This is a genomic window from Streptomyces sp. NPDC045287, assembly GCF_056432325.1.
The window spans coordinates 88,022-100,614 of sequence record NZ_JBWKJG010000001.1 but is presented as its reverse complement, the minus strand read 5'-3'; the positions used below and the strand labels follow the sequence as shown (position 1 = coordinate 100,614).

11 protein-coding genes and 1 tRNA gene are annotated in these 12,593 nt (G+C 73.1%); 7 read left to right on the top strand and 5 right to left on the bottom strand.

What is annotated here, in order from left to right; translation table 11 throughout:
• The first annotated feature begins 19 nt into the window (after window positions 1-19).
• Together AC07D6_RS00480 and glmS are read left to right on the top strand one after the other, a co-directional pair.
• Window positions 20-295, top strand: coding sequence for a hypothetical protein (locus AC07D6_RS00480; protein WP_315876186.1), 276 nt, complete (start codon window positions 20-22; stop codon window positions 293-295).
• Between the two features lie 113 nt (window positions 296-408).
• Window positions 409-2,226 (top strand): glutamine--fructose-6-phosphate transaminase (isomerizing), encoded by a 1,818-nt coding sequence (glmS, locus tag AC07D6_RS00475; RefSeq protein WP_315876187.1) that lies wholly within the window; start codon window positions 409-411, stop codon window positions 2,224-2,226.
• An 84-nt stretch (window positions 2,227-2,310) separates the two neighbouring features.
• On the opposite strand, the gene AC07D6_RS00470 is transcribed toward glmS, so the two are convergent.
• The 3 genes from AC07D6_RS00470 to AC07D6_RS00460 form a co-directional block, all read right to left on the bottom strand.
• Window positions 2,311-2,829, bottom strand: coding sequence for a hypothetical protein (locus AC07D6_RS00470; RefSeq protein ID WP_479040850.1), 519 nt, complete (start codon window positions 2,827-2,829; stop codon window positions 2,311-2,313).
• 323 nt (window positions 2,830-3,152) lie between these two features.
• Window positions 3,153-4,367: an alpha/beta hydrolase family protein gene (locus tag AC07D6_RS00465; RefSeq protein ID WP_479040848.1), complete on the bottom strand. Its 1,215-nt coding sequence runs from the start codon at window positions 4,365-4,367 to the stop codon at window positions 3,153-3,155.
• A gap of 619 nt (window positions 4,368-4,986) precedes the next feature.
• Window positions 4,987-5,508: a universal stress protein gene (locus AC07D6_RS00460; RefSeq protein ID WP_315876190.1), complete on the bottom strand. Its 522-nt coding sequence runs from the start codon at window positions 5,506-5,508 to the stop codon at window positions 4,987-4,989.
• A gap of 1,102 nt (window positions 5,509-6,610) precedes the next feature.
• Here AC07D6_RS00460 and AC07D6_RS00455 point away from each other — a divergent pair.
• From AC07D6_RS00455 to AC07D6_RS00445, 3 genes are all read left to right on the top strand, one after another.
• On the top strand, window positions 6,611-7,813 hold the full coding sequence (locus AC07D6_RS00455) for a helix-turn-helix domain-containing protein (protein ID WP_315876191.1): 1,203 nt from the start codon (window positions 6,611-6,613) through the stop codon (window positions 7,811-7,813).
• Window positions 7,814-7,899: 86 nt separating this feature from the next.
• Entirely contained in the window at window positions 7,900-8,511 is a 612-nt protein-coding gene (orn, locus tag AC07D6_RS00450) for an oligoribonuclease (RefSeq protein ID WP_315876192.1), read from the top strand.
• A 103-nt stretch (window positions 8,512-8,614) separates the two neighbouring features.
• A tRNA-His gene (locus AC07D6_RS00445) sits at window positions 8,615-8,687 on the top strand.
• 224 nt (window positions 8,688-8,911) lie between these two features.
• Here the strand turns inward: AC07D6_RS00445 and AC07D6_RS00440 are convergent.
• Window positions 8,912-9,835 (bottom strand): RNA polymerase sigma-70 factor, encoded by a 924-nt coding sequence (locus tag AC07D6_RS00440; RefSeq protein ID WP_479041530.1) that lies wholly within the window; start codon window positions 9,833-9,835, stop codon window positions 8,912-8,914.
• 161 nt (window positions 9,836-9,996) lie between these two features.
• On the bottom strand, window positions 9,997-10,470 hold the full coding sequence (locus tag AC07D6_RS00435; RefSeq protein ID WP_315876193.1) for a carboxymuconolactone decarboxylase family protein: 474 nt from the start codon (window positions 10,468-10,470) through the stop codon (window positions 9,997-9,999).
• A 185-nt stretch (window positions 10,471-10,655) separates the two neighbouring features.
• Between AC07D6_RS00435 and AC07D6_RS00430 the strand changes: the two genes are divergently transcribed.
• Window positions 10,656-11,039 carry a DoxX family protein gene (locus AC07D6_RS00430; RefSeq protein WP_479040845.1) on the top strand — a complete coding sequence of 128 codons (384 nt, stop codon included), beginning with the start codon at window positions 10,656-10,658 and terminating at the stop codon, window positions 11,037-11,039.
• 198 nt (window positions 11,040-11,237) lie between these two features.
• The gene (locus tag AC07D6_RS00425; protein ID WP_479040843.1) at window positions 11,238-12,422 is read left to right on the top strand and encodes a helix-turn-helix domain-containing protein; all 1,185 of its coding nucleotides are present in this window, start codon (window positions 11,238-11,240) and stop codon (window positions 12,420-12,422) included.
• The last annotated feature ends 171 nt before the right edge of the window (window positions 12,423-12,593 follow it).

The window sequence follows — 12,593 nt, the reverse complement described above, 5'->3', positions numbered from 1 at the left end:
CACCCCGCAATATCTACGGGTGCTCGATCGCCGCCCGTCACATGACGACCTCATCGACCACCTGGTGCGCAGCACCGCGCTCCAGCGCGGCGAGGCCGCCCGGGTGGTGCTCGACGTGCTGGCGTACTTCGACGAGACGACGGAGGAGTTCGTCCGCCGCCGCCACCGGGAGCTCCAGGCCGCCGGGGCGGTGAACGCGGAGATCTTTGAACGCATCGCGGCGGAGCTGCCGCACCGCGCCGTGGCGCCACCGGAGCTCTCGCTCCGGCAACTGCGCCGCATCGTCTACGGCTGAACCGGCCGGACCGGACCGGTCGGCCCGACCGGGCCGGTCGATCCGACCGGGCCGGCCCGTCCGGACGGGAAGCGCCCGGGCACACACCCGAAACCAGGAGGGGTACCAACTCTATGTGCGGAATTGTCGGTTATATCGGTAAGCGTGATGTCGCCCCGCTGCTGCTGGAGGGCCTCCAGCGGCTGGAGTACCGCGGCTACGACTCCGCCGGTGTCGTGATCACCAGCCCGAAGTCCTCGGGCCTGAAGATGGTCAAGGCCAAGGGCCGCGTCCGCGACCTGGAGGCGCGCATCCCCAAGCGCTTCACCGGCACCACCGGCATCGCCCACACGCGCTGGGCCACGCACGGCGCGCCGAGCGACCACAACGCGCACCCGCACCTGGACCCCGAGAACAAGGTCGCGGTCGTCCACAACGGCATCGTCGACAACGCCGCCGAGCTGCGCGCCAAGCTGGAGGCGGACGGCGTCGTCTTCGCGTCGGAGACGGACACCGAGGTCCTCACCCACCTGATCGCCCGCTCGCAGGCCGCCACGCTGGAGGAGAAGGTCCGCGAGGCGCTGAAGGTCGTCGAGGGCACGTACGGCATCGCCGTGCTGCACGCCGACTTCAACGACCGCATCGTGGTCGCCCGCAACGGCTCCCCGGTCGTCCTCGGCATCGGCGAGAAGGAGATGTTCGTCGCCTCCGACGTCGCCGCCCTGGTCGCCCACACCCGCCAGGTCGTCACGCTCGACGACGGCGAGATGGCCACCCTGAAGGCCGACGACTTCCGCACCTACACCACGTCGGGCGCCTCCACCACCGCGACGCCGGAGACCGTGGAGTGGGAGGCCGCCTCGTACGACATGGGCGGCCACGACACGTACATGCACAAGGAGATCTCCGAGCAGCCCGACGCGGTGGACCGCGTGCTGCGCGGACGCATCGACGACCGGTTCTCCACCGTGCACCTGGGCGGGCTGAACCTGGACGCCCGCGAGGCCCGCACGATCCGCCGGATCAAGATCCTCGGCTGCGGCACCTCGTACCACGCCGGCATGATCGGCGCGAGCCTCATCGAGGGCATGGCGCGCATCCCCGCCGACGCCGAGCCGGCCTCCGAGTTCCGCTACCGCAACCCGGTCGTCGACCCCGACACGCTGTACGTCGCCGTCTCCCAGTCCGGCGAGACGTACGACGTGCTCGCCGCCGTCCAGGAGCTGAAGCGCAAGGGCGCCCGCGTCCTCGGCGTCGTCAACGTCGTCGGCTCGGCCATCGCCCGCGAGGCCGACGGCGGCGTGTACGTCCACGCCGGGCCGGAGGTCTGCGTGGTCTCCACCAAGTGCTTCACCAACACCGTGGTCGCCTTCGCGCTGCTCGCCCTGCACCTCGGCCGCATCCGCGACCTGTCCGTCACGGACGGCAAGCGGATCATCGAGGGCCTGCGCAAGCTGCCGGAGCAGATCGGCGAGATCCTCAAGCTGGAGGACGAGATCAAGGAGCTGGCCGCCGCGTACGCGGGCGCCCAGTCCATGATGTTCATCGGCCGGGTGCGCGGCTACCCGGTGGCGCTCGAGGCCTCCCTGAAGCTCAAGGAGATCTCGTACATCCACGCCGAGGCGTACCCGGCGTCCGAGCTGAAGCACGGCCCGCTCGCGCTGATCGAGCCGGCGCTGCCGACCGTCGCGATCGTCCCGGACGACGACCTGCTGGAGAAGAACCGCGCCGCCCTGGAGGAGATCAAGGCCCGCAGCGGGCGCATCCTCGCCGTCGCGCACCAGGAGCAGGAGAAGGCCGACCACACGATCGTCGTGCCGAAGAACGAGGACGAGCTGGACCCGATCCTCATGGGCATCCCGCTCCAGCTCTTCGCGTACCACACGGCCCTCGCCATGGGCCGGGACATCGACAAGCCGCGCAACCTGGCGAAGTCCGTCACGGTCGAGTAGCCGGTACGTCCCCCACGTGCCCCGGGCCCGGGGCCCGGCCGCCTCGGCGTCCGGGTCCCGGGCCCCGTCGCGTCCGGAGGCGGCCTACACGGCGCGCAGCAGGTACTTGGTGCGGAAGCCGCTGCCCGTGGAGCAGTCCAGGGTGCTCTGCGTGGAGGTGTAGGTGAAGCCGGTCGGGACGGTGCACGCCCACAGGCCCGTCACGGGCGTGTGCAGCAGGTACTTGGTGCGGAAACCACTGCCCGTGGAGCAGTCCAGGGTGCTCTGCGTGGAGGTGTAGGTGAAGCCCGGCATGGTGGTGCAGGCCCACAGGTTGTCGGCGGGCGGCTGGACGTAGTACTCGGTGGTGAAGCCGCTGCCGGTGGAACAGCCGAGCGTGCTCCGGGCGCTGGTGTACGTGTAGCCGGACGGGACGGTGCAGGACCAGAATCCCGAGGCCGCCGCCGTGCCGCCCGCCTCGGCGGTGGGCGCGGGCGCCTCGGCGACGGAGGCGGGCGCCGTGTCGGGGGCGGGGGCGGCGGCGGCCGGGGTGACGGCCGTGGCGACGGCGAGGGCGGCGGTGGCCGCGGCGGCGAGCAGCGTGCGCGGGATCGTTCGCAGCATGGGAGGCACTCCTGGTGGACGGTCCATCGGGCAGAGCCAACGGGTGGGGGGTCGACCGGGGGTCTGACCCGTGCCCCGGCCGCCGCAGGGCGCGCGCTGGAAGACTGTCAGCGGCACTCGCCCCGGACAAGTGCCCCTCCCCCGCGGTCCGCCGCCTTTCGGCCGCCCCGGCACCCCGGCCGACCTGCGGGCCGGCCGGGGCGCACCGCTCCCGTCAGGGCTTTCGGCGCGACCGGAACGGCGCGGACCGCGCCCCCGGCCGCCGGGTCACCGCGCGGTCGGGCTGGAGTGCACCCGGCGACGGGCGGCCCGGACGGAACGCGTCACCGCGCGGTCGGGTTGAAGTGCACCTCCGGGTGGTCCGCCGTGGGCCCGTCGAGGAGCGGCCGGGGCAGGCCCCGCAGGTGCAGGTCGAAGAAGGCCGCGACGTACGCGCGGACCAGTTCCACGGCGCGCTCGGCGCGGATCGTCGGCTGGGTCGGCGCGTCGTACGGGATGCCGAGCTGGTCGAAGAGGATCGGTATGTCCGAGAACGTCAGGTGGTCGGTGCCCTCCACGCTGAGCCAGCGCTTCCAGCCGTCGAGGTTCCGCCACGCCTCGTCCCAGGTGGGGTCCTGGCTGCCGGGCAGGTGCACGCCGGTGTGGGTGCCGAGCATCATGAACGGGCGCCCGTCGAGCCCGCCGGCCGGTACCGGGTCGCCGAACGAGCCGTCCATGTTGACCCCCGCGCGCACGCGGGGGTCCTGGGCCATGACGGAGGCCGCCGAGGCGCCGCCCAGGGAGTGGCCCGCGGCGCCGATCCGCTTCCGGTCGACGATCGAGGCGTGCCGCCAGGCGGGGCGCGGCCCGGTCAGCCGGTCCAGGACGAACGCGATGTCCTGGCCGCGGTTCACCGTGGCCTTCCGCATGTCCTCCAGCGTCTCGGCCTTCTCGCAGGCCACGCAGGTCAGGACGCGTCCGCCGGGGAAGACCGCACCGGCCGCCTCGTGGGCGTGGTCGACGACGGCGACGACGTAGCCGCGGCTGGCGAGGTCCTCGGCGAGGGTGGTCAGCGTGTACCGGGGCCCGCCGAAGCCGGGCGACAGCACGACCAGCGGGTGCCGGCCGCGCTCCGGGCGGGCACCGGCGACGCTGTGGGTGCGGGTGGCGGCCAGCTTGGCGGCGGCCTCGGGGTCGCGGGCGCCGACGGCCTCCAGCAGCAGCCGCGCCTCGCGCGGGTCCGCGTACGGGGCGGGGGCGCCGGCGGCGGACCGGGCGGGGTAGTACAGGTCGACCATCAGCTCGCGGGGCCGCTCGGGCACCCACAGGTCGGCGCGCGACCGGTCGACGAGGTGGAGGGTGTCCCGCCCGACCGGAAAGGCCCCGGTGGGCCGGGGCAGCAGCACCCCTTCGGCGGACCGCTGGGCGGCCTGGTCGGTGGTGGTGGCGGTGACGGTCGTGACGGGGGGCGGGGTCTGCGCGACCGCCGGGGCGGCGGCGGTGAGGGCGATGAGGAGGGCCGCGGCGGCGGCCGTGCGCAGAGTACGTGGCGACTTCATGGGCAGGACGCTAGGCGGACGGCGGGGGCCGGGTCGTCGTCCTCCGGTCCGGGAGCCGTACGCCCGGGGGGTGATCTCCCGTACGCCCGGAGGTTGTTGACGCGGCGTCACCGTACGACCGAGGTGGCAGGCGGGGGCGGGGAGGGCCGCGACCGGACGAGCGCGCAGCGCCCGGGGCGAGCGCGGGACGACCGGGGCGGGCACGCGACGAGCACGGGACGGCGGGGCGGGCGAAGGGCAGGCGGGCGGGCGGGCGGGCGGGCGGGTACGGAACGACCGAGGCGGCAGAGACGACCGAGGCGAGCGCGGGAGGGCCGAGGCGAACGCAGGGCGAGCGCGGGGCGGTCGAGGTGACCGAGGAGCGGCCGAGGCGAGCCCAGGAGGACCAGGACGACCGGGGTCGGGCGCGGAGGGGCTGGGATGAGCGCAGGACGGTCGGGGCGACCGGGCGAGCGCGGGACGGCCGGGGTGGAGGCGCCGTCCGCCACAACGGGCCTCCTGCGCGATCGCGCGGCTTCCCGCCCCCCCCAGTGCTTCACAAGCGCACAAGCCACCTCCGACGGTGGCTTGATTTATCCGTGAACTATCTGGGGTGCGCTACGGGGCGCGGCGGGGCGCGCTACGGGATGACGACGACGGGCCGCTGCGCGCGGCGCGCGAGCCGGCCGGCGACGGAGCCGAAGATCCGCCCGGCGAGGCCGTGGGTGGAGCCGACGACGATGGCGTCGGCGGAGTACTCGCGGCCGACCTCCTCCAGTTCGTGGCAGATGTCGCCGCCGCGCTCGACGAGGATCCAGGGCACTTCGGACAGGTGGTCGGCGCAGGCCAGTTCCAGCCCCAGGACCTCGGTGCGGTGGTCGGGGACGTCGACGAAGACCGGTGGCTCGCAGCCCGCCCACACGGTGGTGGGCAGCCGGTTCGCGACGTGCACGATGATCAGACCGGACCCGGACCGGCGGGCCATGCCGATCGCGTACGCGAGCGCCCGCTCGCTGGAGGTCGAGCCGTCGAAGCCGACGACGACGCCGTGCTGGAACGCGGGGTCACATGCATGACGCGTGTCTGCCGCCGCCAGGGGGTCCACCGCCGAATCGGCGACCTGCCTGCGGTCGGCTGGTTCAGGGAATTCGTGACCGGCCATGGGTGTCTCGGCGAAGAAGGTCCTTGTGGGAGGGTTTCAAGGGGCGTCTGACAGCGGAGCCGTGTCCGGGAATCATCTTCCCCTGCCCATACCCCCAAGGGTACGGCGCCACTCCTCTCGTGCCCAGGGTCCGCCACCGCGCTCGCGGCGTTCCAGGAGCATGCACGAGCCCGCTCCTCGACGCAACGCCGGTTGGCCCCTACAGCAGTTTCGGAGGGTCACTCGGGATGCTCCCACAGTGACCGCCGTCACGGTACCCCCGGGTCCCCGCGACGGCTCCGGCCGCCCCGGGACGAGCGGGGCCCCTCCCAGGACGAGCGACACCCGGCTCTCACAGTGGCCCACGCGCCACCGGGAATCCCGCCCCGCACTGCCGGGCCACTGGTGCGCCCCCTCCCCCCGGCGGACCGGGTGGCGGCAGGCCGCCACAGGCGGCGTTCCGCCGCAGGATCCCGACGCCCGGGGCGGCCGGAACGTGGGCTCGGGCCCGGCCCGGGCCCCTGCCCTCTCGCTCCGTAGCGCCGCCGCCTCGCCCGCCGCCCCGGGCGTCCCCCACCGCGCCGGAGCCGGTCCCGGACCGGGAGGCGTACCGCGCCGAGGTGGGGGTAGCGGGGCCGTACGGGGCGGCGGGCGCCCACCCGCGAGCCGTGCCAGAGCCGCGCCGGGGACGCGCCGGGAGCCGCGCGCGGACGGAGCCGGGGCGCCGCACGTGTCGCGAGGCTGACGGGTTCGCACACGCGGACCCATATGTTTTCAGCCAACTTCGGCGTGCCCGCCGATCCTTGCCGGAATGGCCTGCGAACCCCCTTGCCACCTGGGAGATAAGGGCCGCGGCCGTCTCGCGCACCCTACGCGGATGGGCCATGAGCGTGAGACGCACTTCCCTGGGGGCCCCTGAGGGTGAAACGCTTCGTGATCGAATGCTTCACGCCAAGTTGCCTTGTCGACATAGCGCTGGATGCGGAACTTGTCATTCCGGCGCTGCGGGACGCAGTAGATTCGATCATGACTATCGGAGAACGGGGTCTCGTGCAAAACCGAGGGGAAACGTGCAGGAGCGACAGGACCTAGGAGACGCGAACACCGAGGGGGGCTTAGCGTCATGAGCCAGGACTCCGCCGCACCGGAGACCGGACGCAAACTGTCCGGACGCCGCCGTCGCGAGGTCGTCGCCGTCATGCTGTTCAGCGGCGGCCCCATCTTCGAGAGTTCCATCCCACTTTCGGTGTTCGGGGTTGACCGCCAGGACGCCGGAGTTCCGCGCTACAGGCTGCTGGTCTGCGCGGGCGAGGAAGGGCCACTGCGCACGACCGGGGGACTCGAACTCTCCGCACCGTACGGCCTGGAGGCGATCAGCAGAGCGGGCACCGTCGTCGTACCGGCCTGGCGGTCGATCACCTCGCCGCCACCCGCCGAGGCGCTCGACGCGCTGCGCCGCGCGCACGAGGAGGGAGCCAGGATCGTCGGCCTGTGCACCGGTGCCTTCGTGCTGGCCGCCGCCGGCTTACTGGACGGGCGGCCCGCCACCACGCACTGGATGTACGCGCCGACGCTCGCCAAGCGCTACCCGTCGGTCCACGTGGACCCGCGGGAGCTGTTCGTCGACGACGGCGACGTGCTGACGTCCGCGGGAACGGCGGCGGGCATCGACCTGTGCCTGCACATCGTGCGGACCGACCACGGCACGGAGGCGGCCGGCGCGCTCGCCCGGCGGCTCGTCGTGCCACCGCGCCGCAGCGGCGGCCAGGAGCGTTACCTGGACCGGTCCCTCCCGGAGGAGATCGGTGCCGACCCGCTGGCCGAGGTGGTGGCGTGGGCGCTGGAGCACCTCCACGAGCAGTTCGACGTGGAGACGCTCGCCGCCCGGGCGTACATGAGCCGGCGGACCTTCGACCGGAGGTTCCGCTCGCTCACCGGCAGCGCGCCGCTGCAGTGGCTGATCACCCAGCGGGTGCTCCAGGCGCAGCGGCTGCTGGAGACCTCCGACTACTCGGTCGACGAGGTCGCCGGACGCTGCGGCTTCCGCTCGCCCGTGGCGCTGCGCGGCCACTTCCGGCGCCAGCTCGGCTCGTCCCCGGCCGCGTACCGCGCCGCCTACCGGGCACGCCGCCCGCAGGGCGACGGGGCCGCGCCGGTCGGTGAGCCGCTCGTACCGCCGCAGGGCGCGGGCGGGCAGGGCGGGCACGGCCTGCGCCGTCCCACGGCGGGCGCCACGGCCGGCCTGGGCGGCGAGCCGGGCAAGCAGCACATGGACGCGCTGACGTCCGGCCGGGCCTCGCTGCCGGGCCAGCGCAGCGCGCCGTAACGCAGGACACGGCACGTCCCGAGGGGGCCGTCGGTGAGGGGAGCGCGAGACCACCCCGCCACCGGCGGCCCCCTTAAGGTGGACGCATGAACGATCGCATGGTGTGGATCGACTGCGAGATGACCGGGCTCTCGCTGACGGACGACGCACTCATCGAGGTGGCCGCGCTGGTCACCGACTCGGAACTGAACGTGCTCGGTCAGGGCGTGGACATCGTCGTCCGCCCGCCGGACGTGGCGCTGGAGACGATGCCGGACGTGGTGCGCGAGATGCACACCGCTTCCGGACTCCTCGACGAGCTCGCGGGCGGCACCACTCTCGCGGACGCGGAGGCGCAGGTCATGGCGTACATCCGCGAGCACGTCAAGGAGCCCGGCAAGGCCCCGCTGTGCGGCAACTCCGTCGGCACCGACCGCGGCTTCCTCGCCCGTGACATGCCCACGCTGGAGAGGTACCTCCACTACCGGATCGTCGACGTCTCCTCCGTCAAGGAGCTGGCCCGCCGCTGGTACCCGAGGGCGTACTACAACAGCCCGGAGAAGAACGGCAACCACCGGGCGCTCTCCGACATCCGCGAGTCCATCGCGGAGCTGCGGTACTACCGCGAGGCGATCTTCGTCCCGCAGCCCGGCCCCGACTCGGACACGGCGAAGACCATCGCGGCCCGCCACGTCCTCCCGGCGGAGCCCCCGAAGTAGGTCCCCGGACCGCCCCGGCACCGCCCCGAGGAAACGTGTGCGCGAGCACCCTCCAGGACCCTGTACACTTTTTCTCGGCCGGTCAGGAAAACGACCGGACATGGTGGGTGTAGCTCAGCTGGTAGAGCACCTGGTTGTGGTCCAGGATGCCGCGGGTTCGAGTCCCGTCACTCACCCTGATGAACGAAGGGCCGACCCGTGGAAACGGGTCGGCCCTTCGTCGTCGTGCCTTGCGACCGGTGGTGCGGCGGTCCGCCCGCGCCGCCCCGGACCCGCCGGACGGGCGCACCGGCCGCCGTCCGCGTACCGGCCGCCCCGTGGCCGCCGGTACGCGCACCGGCCGCCCGCGACCGCCGCAGTGGGCCGCCGGTACGCGAACGGGCCTCCGCCGCGGGCGCGGTCAGCGCATCCGCCGGCGGACCTGCTTCACCTCGCGGTCGAGGGCCCAGGCGTCGGCGACCGGGCCGAGGTGGTCGAGCTTGTCGGGGTTGATCACCGAGCGGATGGCCTGGATCCGCCCGTCGAGCACGTCGAGGGCCAGGGTGTGGAGGACCTTGCCGTCCCGGTCGCGGAAGACCGCGCCGGGCTGGCCGTTGACCTCGCACGGCTCGAACGTCACGTCGATCCGGGCCATCAGCGGGTAGACGCCGGCGAGCAGCCGTGCCACCTTCTCGGCGCCGACGACGGCCCTGGCCAGCTGCGGGGCCTTGCCGCCGCCGTCCCCGACCAGGTGGACGTCGGCGGACAGCAGGTTCCGCAACCCGTCGACGTCACCGCTCCTCAGTGCGTCGAAGAACCGCTCCGCGAGCTCCTGCCGCTCCCGGCGGTCCGCGGCGAAACGCGGACGCCCGGCCCGCATGTGCCGCCGCGCCCGCACCAGCAACTGCCGGCACGCGGCCTCCGACCGCCCCACCGCCTCGGCGACCTCGTCGAAACCGAAGGAGAACACCTCCCGCAGGACGAACACCGACCGCTCCAGCGGGCTGAGCCGCTCCAGCAGGAGCAGCGCCGCCATCGACACCGAGTCGGCCAGCTCCGCCGAGCGTTCCGGGTCCTGGTACGGGTCGCTGAGCAGCGGCTCGGGCAGCCACGGCCCGACGTACGCCTCCCGCCGCACCCGCGCGGAGCGCAGGACGTCGATCGAGATCCTGGTCACCGTGGTCGACAGGAACGCCTTGGTCGACGTGGGCCGGGTCGCCGAGCCGTCGAAGCGCAGCCACGTCTCCTGCACCGCGTCCTCCGCCTCGCCCACGCTGCCCAGGATCCGGTAGGCGATCGAGAACAGCAGCGGCCGCAGCTCCTCGAACTCCTCGACCTTGCTCACGGCTGGTTCGCTCACGTCTGGTTCGCTCACGTCTGGTTCCCTCCGCGTCCTCCCGCCCCGCCCGGCCTCCGGCGCGGGCGCCCCGTGGGGGCCGTCCGGCCCGGCGCGGCCCGGGACGCCGCCCCGGGCCGCGATCCCGGGCCCGGGACGGGTGCTGTCGTTCAGTGGAACTGCCCGGCCACGTAGTCGCCGGCCGGCTGCTGGGCGATGACGTTCAGCCGGTTCGCCGTGTTCATGAAGGCCACCAGTATCACCAGGGCGGTGAGCTGCTCCTCGTCGTAGTGCTTCGCGGCACGCGCCCAGACCTCGTCGCTGACCCCGCCGGCCGCGTCCGCGACCCGGGTCCCCTGCTCCGCCAGCTCCAGCGCGGCACGCTCGGCCTCGGTGAAGACCGTGGCCTCCCGCCACGCCGCGACCAGGTTCAGCCGCACCGACGTCTCGCCCGCCGCGGCGGCCTCCTTGGTGTGCATGTCGATGCAGACGGCACAGCCGTTGATCTGGCTCACGCGCAGCGCCACCAGTTCCTGCGTCGCGGCGGGCAGCGACGTCTCCTTGAGCGCCCGGCCCGCCGCCATGAAGTGCTTGAGGACCTTTCCGCCGGTCGGGCTGGCCATGTAGTTCAGTCGTGCGTCCATGGTGGGCTCCTCCGTGGTTCCGGTGGCCGTCGGTGGCCACATCCCCGAGACGGGGCAGCCCGGCCCCCTGTGACACGGCGACGTGTGTGACCTGCGTCTCCCGGCAGTCGGAGTCCGGTCGTGTCACGGGCCGGGGCGCCGGCTCGTCCCAGGGGCGCGGGCGAATCCCGATCAAGGAGCTGATGATGAACCTCGCACTGTGGATCACTGCCGGGTTGCTGGCCTTCGTCTGCCTGGTCGGCAGCGCCAAGATGTACGTGCCCAAGGAGAAGCTCGTAGGCATGGGCGCCTCCGCCCAATGGGTCGAGGACTTCAGCCCGGGCGCCCTCAAGGCCATCGGCGCCGTCGAACTCCTGGCCGCAGCGGGCCTGGTCCTGCCCGCCGCGCTCGGCATCGCGCCGGTGCTGGTGCCGTGGGCCGCCACGGGACTCGTGCTGCTGTTCGCCGGTGCGGCGACCATGCGGCTCCGCCGCGGCGAGAGGGCGACGGTCGCGGGCGACCTGCTCTACCTCGCCCTGTCCGCCTTCGCCGCGTGGGGCCGCTTCGGCCCCGAGCCCTTCACCGGCTGACCACGCACACCGAGCGAGCCGGAGGCCCCTGGGAACAGCCCGGTGGCACGACAACGGGCCGAAAGCGCGGGGCCACTTCCGCGTGGCCGGGTGAACGGGGGAAGGCCCCGCCGCGTGTGGTGGCTGGGGGCCTTCTCCGGTGTGCCGCCGTACGGCCGGCGGTACCGTTCTGATGTCGAGTCAGGACCGGAGGCCCGTATGCACTCCTTGCCGCACGACCACACCGGCGCACGCATCGAGCGTCTGCGCCTGCAGCACGGACTCACTCAGAAGGCGCTCTCGGACCTCTCCGGGATTCCATACAGCACGCTGACCAAAACGGAGCAGGGCCGGATCGCCGCCACTCCGTACGTCATCGCGAGTGTCGCCAGGGCACTTCGCGTCGAGGCCGCCACGGTGGCCGGCCAGCCGTACGCCGACGAGCTGCGGGCAGACGCCCTGGACGTCTTGCTGCTGCCGATCCGGGAGGCCCTGGACGTCTACGACCTCGGCCCCGACCCCGAGATCTCCCCTCGATCGTGGCCGCTCCTACAGGCCGACACCGACGAGTTGCTGCTGGACGTGCGCGCGGGAAACATCAAGAAGGCCGCGAGCGAGGTGTCCGGGCTCATCCAGGAGGTGACGACCGCCGCCCACCTCGCGCGGACCACAGAGGGCTGGCGGACCCTCGCCAGCACGTACCGGACCGCCTACGACGTGGCCGCCAAGCTCGGGTACGGCGACCTCGCCGCCATCGCGCTGAGCCGGATGGATTGGGCCGCCGGGCACGCCTCCGACGCTGTGATCGGCGGCATGTACCGGTACATGCGTGCCCTCACCTACCTCCGTACCGGGCAGTACCGCACAGGGGCCCGGCTCGTCCAGACCGGGCTCAAGGTCCTGGACCAGGCCGAGGCGGGCCGCGAGCGCGACGCCGTGACCGGCCAGTTGCACCTCGGCGCCGCCGTCCTCGCCGGCCGCGCCAAGCACGCTCCTGTCGCCGAGGAACACCTTGCCGAGGCCCAGCGCTACGCCGACCGAACCGGTGAAGCGGTCGAGGTGCACCGCCTGGCGTTCGGCCCCACGAACGTCAGCGTCCACCGCGTGGCGGTGCTGGCCGAGCTCGACAGGTACGACGAGGCGGCGCGGGAGGGGGTCCGGGTCGTGCTGCCCCGGGACTGGCCCCCCTCGCGCCGCAGCCACCACTACACCGACCTGGCCCGGGCGCAGATGTGGGACGGCGACCTCAAAGGCGCGTTCGCGAGCCTGCTGGCGGCGCGGAAGGCCGCTCCTCAGCAGGCGAAGTACCACCCGACCGTACGCGAGACCTACCAAGGTCTCGAAGCGGCGAAGCGGGCGCTCCCGGACACGTTCCTCTCCTACGGCACCTGGCTGGGTGTCTGACACGGTGTGAAGCCTTGGCTCCGACTATCACCAGGTGTTGATAGTCGGGGCCTTGTCGTGGGCCCAGCATGTGAGGCGCGTCACCACTGTCCTGTGACGCATGGACCCCGGCGCCGCTGTCACGGCCCGGGGCGTGGCCAACTGCGAGGAGTCGACGTGACCTCCCTATCA